Origin of the sequence: Erwinia oleae (assembly GCF_000770305.1) — a bacterium.
Classification (GTDB): Bacteria; Pseudomonadota; Gammaproteobacteria; order Enterobacterales; family Enterobacteriaceae; genus Erwinia; species Erwinia oleae.
The window spans coordinates 1-817 of record NZ_JNVB01000167.1; the positions used below are offsets into that span (position 1 = coordinate 1).

Sequence of the window (817 nt, forward strand, 5' to 3'; positions counted from 1 at the left end):
CTATAAGGGCTTCCCCGGCATGTCAAAGCCGGTATTTATGGTTTCTGTCTGCTCTTCAGTAAAAATAAAGGGGAGAGACTGCGGTACTATAAACGGCCATGATGAATCGTCACCGATTCGGGCCCTGATGAAAGACGCGCGTGAGGTTCTTGTTCGTTAAGCGGATACGTATATCCTGTACAATAGCCAGATAGGCCTCACGGGGTCTAACCCTTTATCATCAACGAATTGCAGGTCAGATGGTTATACTGCTTCGAGCTTTAGTTGGCTGAGTACAGCCGGAAATCATCACCGTAATGTAGTGATGCCCAACATAGCCGCGCGTTTTTGGCGGCGATGGCCACAACAGCCCGCCAGTACCCTCTGCGCTCAACCAACATACAAACCCAACGGCTGAATGAGTCAGTCCTTTTCCCGGCGCCAATAAGCACTGAACGAGCCCCCTGAACCAGAAGCGTTCGCAGATACGAATCACCGGCTTTTGTGATCCTGCCGAGTTTCGACTTTCCGCCGCTGCTGTATTGTGATGGCGTCAGCCCCAGCCAGGCTGCCAGTTGACGTCCATTTTTAAAATCATGTGCATTACCGATACTGGCGACCAGTGCACAGGCCGTTGTGGGACCAACGCCCTTTAGCTCCATCAGCCGCTGACTGCGATGATCTGTTTTGGCTATGCGGGATAAAATTCGGTCATATTCAGTGATGTTAGCTTCAATGCGATCAACGTGTACCATCAAATCATCAACACATTGCTGAACCTGAAGCGGTAAAGAGCTCTTCTGCACAGAAACCATGTGGCGCAGGGCATCAGCACTTT

Annotated in this window: 1 protein-coding gene; it reads right to left on the bottom strand. The window is 50.7% G+C overall.

Annotated elements, in window-relative coordinates; all coding sequences use genetic code 11:
- Positions 1 to 260: 260 nt before the first annotated feature.
- Positions 261 to 817 (bottom strand): IS110 family RNA-guided transposase (locus tag GS12_RS22760; RefSeq protein WP_034951322.1); only part of this gene is annotated, 557 nt, incomplete at its 5' end.